Genomic DNA, 5,853 nt, shown 5'->3' with positions numbered 1-5,853 from the left:
GGGCACAGGGGCGCAGGCTTTGGTCCTAGGCCCATCTAGGGTAGGGTCTCAACCACCTGCTCCCATTGCATACTAAAGGGTGGCAGCCAGCCTTGGAGGTAATAGTAAATAGCCCCCAACAGCTCGCTCCAGTAGCGCGTAGTCAGCGCCAGCGCATTGACGTCAGGAACTAGATCAGCTAAGCGTGCCAGGGTGTCGCGATCGCTCAAGCCAATTGTGCTGTAGAGTTCGGTGGGAGCCGCCACAACCTGAATGCCTACATTCTCAAAGGCCAGCGCAGCGCGACGCATCGTCAGGGCAGGGGCCACTAGCACCACTCGATTGGCGTCGCGGTTGCTGCGAGCGGTCTCAAAGGGGCCGCTTCGAACCGGCTCCGTAAACAGCCCCTGTTCGGTTAAAAATTCTCGTTGGTCGAGCACCGCCCCGCGAATGTTGGTACCCATACTCTCGATTCGAATGCTCTCGGGGGGCACGCCACGGCTGGTCAACTGCTGGCGAATGTCTTGCCGAACGGCTTCCTGTTCGGCCTCTGTGCCATACCGTGGCCCGGCCGTGACCGTGACAAACGGACGAGCCGCGCTAATGCGGTTGTACACATTGGCGGCGCTGTTGAGGCGGGCCACCAGCACTGGGTCGAGGTCGTTGCCGGCATCAATGCGGCTGTTGAGGGCGTTGGTAAGGCGGTAGGCATCGGCGTTCTCACCAATTACGACCAGCGATACAGCTCGGTCTACCGGCACCTGATCAATCGCTGGGCAAATGTCACTACAGAGCCGCTGCTGGCTGGCATAGGCCCGCTGCACCGCACTTTCTGACTGATTGACCAGCGCTCGCGCCACCAGGGGCAGACTGCTAATTATTAAAATCATCAGCGCTGCGGTCACCATCCGCGCACTTTGCTTTTCAAAGCCACTGCTGCGGGAGAACAGCAGCAGTGTGATCACCGCGCCCAGGGGTGTGAGCGGAAACGCTAAAAACTGCCCAAATACCCCGATAGTATTATCTTCAGGAAACAAAAACGACGCAGCAATCAGCGTCAAGATGATCGCCCCACCAAACCAGGTCAGAAAGGCGGCTGGAATAAACTTTCTCAGAATCCACCACAGAAAGTAGGCGAGGCCAAGCCACAGCAGCAGGCGGGTCAGTAGGTTGAGAATATCCATGGGCGGGTCTGCACTGGAACGTTGAGCGCTGGTTAGAGGGGGGCGAAAACCGCGGCGGTGGCAGCGGTGGCATCAGCCCCGCAGGAACTCACTGCAAAGCATACTTCAGTAAGGAAAACTCGGGGTGTTTGCCGCCCCAATCGGCCCTAAATTCTTTCCTCTGGTTCTTCGATGCAGCCCAGATCTAGCCCAGCGATCGCGCAGGGGCCGCTAACGCAGCCTTTTGGGCGCAGACTTTTGAGCGGCCTGTGGTGGCCGGGGTTTCGTTCTGTGCTAAAAGGAATGGGTAGCAATAAACACCGGCATGAAATCCTTGAGCATTCCCTGGAAAGCGGCGCTGCCCCGGCCTGACGGCTGGACGGTGAGCGTTGCGCTGATTGCCCTTGTAATGCTGCTGCCGGTGGCGATCATTCTCACCAGTCTGTTTACCAACACCAGCGATGCCTGGGGCCACCTGGCAGCCACGGTGCTGCCTGAGTACATTCGCAACTCGCTGGTGCTGATGGTGGGCGTGGGCCTGGGGGTGCTGGTGATTGGAGTGAGCACGGCCTGGTTGGTGAGCACCTGCCAGTTTTGGGGCAGGCGCTGGTTTGAGTGGCTGCTGCTGCTGCCGCTGGCCGCCCCCACCTACATTTTGGCCTACGTCTATACCGACACGCTGGAATACTTTGGCCCGGTGCAGACGGCGCTGCGCGGCCTATTCGGCTGGCAGCGAGCTACCGACTACTGGTTTCCCAATATCCGCTCAGTGGGCGGGGCGATTCTGCTCTTTAGCCTGACGCTGTACCCCTACGTGTACCTGCTGGCGCGGGTGGCCTTTCTAGAGCAATCGACTGCCACGCTAGAGGCCAGTCGATCGCTGGGCTGTGATCCCTGGCGCAGCTTTCGCACGGTGGCGCTGCCCCTGGCTCGACCGGCGATCGCCGCCGGTACCGCCCTGGCCCTAATGGAAACCCTGAACGACTTTGGCACGGTGGCGTACTTCAGCGTCGCCACCTTTACCACGGGTATCTACCGCACCTGGTTCGGCATGGGCGATCGCCCGGCGGCGGTGCAGCTCTCGGCGGTGCTGCTGCTGTTTATCTTTGCACTGGTGCTGCTAGAGCAGCGATCGCGGCGGCAGGCCCGCTACTACCAGGGCATGGGGCGATCGGTGTCGCAGTCTCGGCACTCGCTGGGGGGGCTGCGGGCCGCAGGGGCTTGGCTGGCCTGTGCCGCACCCGTGCTCTTGGGCCTGATTATTCCCACCGGACTGCTGCTGGCGATGACGATTCGCAATGCTGAAGACACCCTCAATGGCGACTTTGTATGGCTCAGCCTCAACAGCCTGGTGCTGGCGGTGCTGGCGGCGGTGCTGGCGGTGCTGCTGGCGCTGGTGATGGCCTACGGCCTGCGACTCAACCACACGCCCGCGCTCAAGCTGGCGGTGCAGGGGGCCAATCTGGGCTACGCTGTGCCCGGCGCGGTGATTGCCGTGGGCACGCTGATACCACTGGCCCGGTTTGACAATGCGATCGATGCCTGGATGCGGCAGACCTTTGGCTTTTCCACCGGACTGCTGCTGAGCGGCACCATTATTGCGCTGCTGTTTGCCTACCTGGTGCGGTTTTTAGCGGTCAGCTTTGGGGCGGTAGAAGCAGGCTTGAGCAAAATTAAGCCTTCCCTCGACGATGCCGCCCGCAGCCTGGGCCAAACTCCTAACCAAACCCTGCTGAATGTGCACCGCCCGCTGCTGGGCAGCAGCTTGCTCACCGCCACCATGCTGGTGTTTGTGGATGTGATGAAAGAACTGCCCGCTACGCTGATTATTCGCCCGTTTAACTTCGATACTCTGGCGGTGCGGGTTTACCAGTACGCCGCCGATGAGCGGTTGATCGAGGCATCGGCTCCGGCCCTAGCGATCATTCTGGTGGGGCTGCTGCCGGTGCTGTGGCTGAGCAAGCAAATTGCGAACGAGGGTAGAGTCTGACTCTACCGGACAATTCGCTAAGATATCGGCATATTCATGGATGGGGCCAGGTTAACCATGTCTAGCCTGCTGGTTAAATCCGTTCAGACACCATTACCGATCAATCTTTCATCACTCCTCGCCATGCCGCAGATGAGTGATGAACAGTTCTATGATTTTTGCCGAACGAATCCTGACTTGCGGATTGAGCGGAACGCAAATGGAGAAATTGTGGTGATGCCGCCAGCTTTTGCTGATACTGGAAACCGCAACGGCAGGATTTTTGGACAGCTCTATGTTTGGGCAGAAGCCGATGGCACTGGGGAGGTCTTTGACTCTAGCTCAGGCTTTACGCTACCGAATGGTGCCATGCGATCGCCTGATGCCGCCTGGATTTTGTCTGACCGCTGGAACAGGCTGGAACCAGAGCAACAGGCATCGTTTGCACCGATCGCGCCTGATTTTGTTGTAGAGCTACGGCCGAGTAGTGATACGTTGGCAAGTTTGCAAGACAAGATGGCTGAATATATGGCCAATGGGGTGCGGTTGGGGTTGTTAATTGATCGCAAGCAGCGTCAAGTTTATATCTATCGGCCCGAGCAATCACCGGAGATTTTAGACAATCCTGAGTTGGTTAGTTGCGAACCTGAACTGCCGAGGTTTGAGTTGAAGCTGGCCAAAATTTGGTAACTGTACTGATTGTTCGTTGCCGCTAGGAGATATCGGGCAACGAGCCAGAAGTTGGGGCATCCCCAAAAACGGATAATTACTGCTGTAGTGGGTTTGTTTTGGAATAGGGGTTGAAGCAGGTTAAAACCTCATTAAGGTAAAGAGCTTTCAAGCATATCAGCAGCTTGTTTAGCTGTTTCTTCAAATTCTGGACATCGCTGCATGACTTGTGCCACCAGTAGCAACGTTCGTTTTGACCACAAAGTAATTAGTTCTTGGTCGAGTAGGGTCTTTAAGTCGGCAAGTCCTTTGTCGGCGTCACCTAGAGCAATGCAGTAAAAAGCTTCAGCTTCAGGACTATCGTCTTCCTGACAAAGCTGATAGCCTTTTTGCCAGTTTTCCTGGGCCATCTCCCAGTTTTTCTGTAGAGCCCAGAGTAATCCATAGTTAAACAAACTTGCCCAACCAACATCTTCAATCGCTCTTTCTAGAGCCTTTTTAGCATTTTCATAGTCTTTAGTTACCACATACAGCCACCCGAGAGAATTAAAATCACCCCCATTTGGATCAAGGGAAATCGCCTGGTGGAAGGCGGCGATCGCCTCATCGTAGCAGCCCTGAGCCCAGTACACATCGCCAAGGCCGTGGTGGGGAGAGGCGTATTTAGGGTTGAGGGCGATCGCATGGTGGAAGGCAGCAATCGCCTCGTCGTAGCAGCCTTGAACGCTGTACACATTGCCAAGGCCGTGGTGGGAATAGGCGTACTTGGGGTCGAGGGCGATCGCCTGGTGGAAGGCGGCAATCGCTTTTTCTGTCTCGCCGGAAAGGGCACATATCACAGCAAAGCGGCAATAGTAGTCACTCTGCTCAATGTCTAAAGCCAGAGCATGTTTAATGGCATGCTCTCCTTCTGCCGAATAGACGGCATCATCCCGACCACCGGGCCAGATAAACTTGCCGCTGACGCGATAAAACCCCTGGGCCAAATCTTTTCGGAGTTGATTAAAGTTGGCAGTTAGGTGCTTTTCAGCAGTCAGGTAACATTCCAATGCGTCAGCATAGCGCTCTTGACGATAGACCAGCTGTCCCTTTTGCAACCACAAAATTGTGTCTTGCTCGGCCTGGTTGCCGTCTGCCAGTCTCCCTCGCTGCTGTAGCTTTTCCACATCTGTCAGCACATCATTCACATCGTCAAAATCTGGGTTAAAGCTCAGCACCTTCTCAAAGCGTGAGACCCGTTTCTGGCTGTCTTGCCCCATGTAGGGCTGAAACGACTCGGCAATCTCTAGCAAACTGCGCGTCCAGTATCGGTCGTACTGCCAGCCTTCTACAAAGCGAGGCACTAAATACTGCATACCCGCATCTTCGCTGCGCCAAAACTGGTGGTGAGTCAAGTCCAGTAGGGTTTCGGCCAGGGCGTCTTCCTCCAGTTTCTCGGCGGTGTCGGCAATGCCGCGTGCTTTATCTTCCACCTGTAGCTCCAGCCAAGCAATAGCACGGTCATTTAGGGTTTGCACCCGCTGGCTGGTGCGGTGTAGGTCGGCCAGCAAATAGGCCCGCAAAAACTGGGTCAGTTTTTCATCCAGCCGCAGCTGTTCAACCAAAATAAAGCCGTATCGTTCTTTCAAGCCTTGCAGCCGGGCTTCCAGATCCGTTTCATCTAGCATTTGCCGCAACAGTTCGGCGTTGGGACGGCGCATTAGGGCCAGGGCATAGATCGCCTCCAGGTCGGCCTCCTGCTCTGGTGCGCCAAAGCAGTGCACCAAAAACCGTTCGCTGGTAGTGGTAATCACCAGGTCGTAGGCCGAGACGCCGCTGCCCAAGGCCGGGGCGGAGGCGGGGGCCACGATTTCCTCAATTGGTTTGCCCTCGCGCCACATCACCGCCGCCTGCCGAATCACAAAGGGAATGCCCCAGCTAAACCGAGCCACTAAATTGGCTTGGTCCTAGTTCCACCCAAGTTTGTGTCGAGTAAAATAGGGGTAGAGCGCTTAGGAGGCCAACGTGATGGCCAAGCAACGACGGAAGCGTGGAACCGCAGGCGATAAAACGATTTGTCTTCCCATTGCAGAC

General features: G+C 56.6%; 4 protein-coding genes. 2 read left to right on the top strand and 2 right to left on the bottom strand.

The genetic code is table 11. The features are described 5' to 3' along the window. Positions 1-35: 35 nt before the first annotated feature. Positions 36-1,163, bottom strand: a complete 1,128-nt coding sequence (locus IQ273_RS29295; RefSeq protein WP_194026639.1) for a YdcF family protein — start codon at positions 1,161-1,163, stop codon at positions 36-38. Positions 1,164-1,467: 304 nt separating this feature from the next. On the opposite strand from IQ273_RS29295, the gene IQ273_RS29290 reads away from it, so the two are divergent. Continuing rightward, positions 1,468-3,132, top strand: a complete 1,665-nt coding sequence (locus IQ273_RS29290) for an iron ABC transporter permease (protein WP_194026638.1) — start codon at positions 1,468-1,470, stop codon at positions 3,130-3,132. Between the two features lie 57 nt (positions 3,133-3,189). Then, positions 3,190-3,801 carry a Uma2 family endonuclease gene (locus IQ273_RS29285; RefSeq protein ID WP_194026637.1) on the top strand — a complete coding sequence of 204 codons (612 nt, stop codon included), beginning with the start codon at positions 3,190-3,192 and terminating at the stop codon, positions 3,799-3,801. A 131-nt stretch (positions 3,802-3,932) separates the two neighbouring features. Here the strand turns inward: IQ273_RS29285 and IQ273_RS35530 are convergent, their stop codons facing one another. Next, on the bottom strand, positions 3,933-5,711 hold the full coding sequence (locus IQ273_RS35530) for a tetratricopeptide repeat protein (protein WP_194026636.1): 1,779 nt from the start codon (positions 5,709-5,711) through the stop codon (positions 3,933-3,935). Between the last annotated feature and the right edge of the window lie 142 nt (positions 5,712-5,853).

Origin of the sequence: Nodosilinea sp. LEGE 07298 (assembly GCF_015207265.1) — a bacterium.
GTDB lineage: Bacteria > Cyanobacteriota > Cyanobacteriia > Phormidesmidales > Phormidesmidaceae > Nodosilinea.
This window is presented reverse-complemented; position numbering and strand designations above follow the sequence as displayed.

What these genes read in the sequence shown, in the direction of transcription:
- IQ273_RS29285 (WP_194026637.1), top strand. Translation starts at nt 3,190, where the DNA reads ATGTCTAGCCTGCTGGTTAAATCCGTTCAGACACCATTACCGATCAAT.
- IQ273_RS29295 (WP_194026639.1), bottom strand. Translation starts at nt 1,163, where the DNA reads ATGGATATTCTCAACCTACTGACCCGCCTGCTGCTGTGGCTTGGCCTC.
- IQ273_RS29290 (WP_194026638.1), top strand. Translation starts at nt 1,468, where the DNA reads ATGAAATCCTTGAGCATTCCCTGGAAAGCGGCGCTGCCCCGGCCTGAC.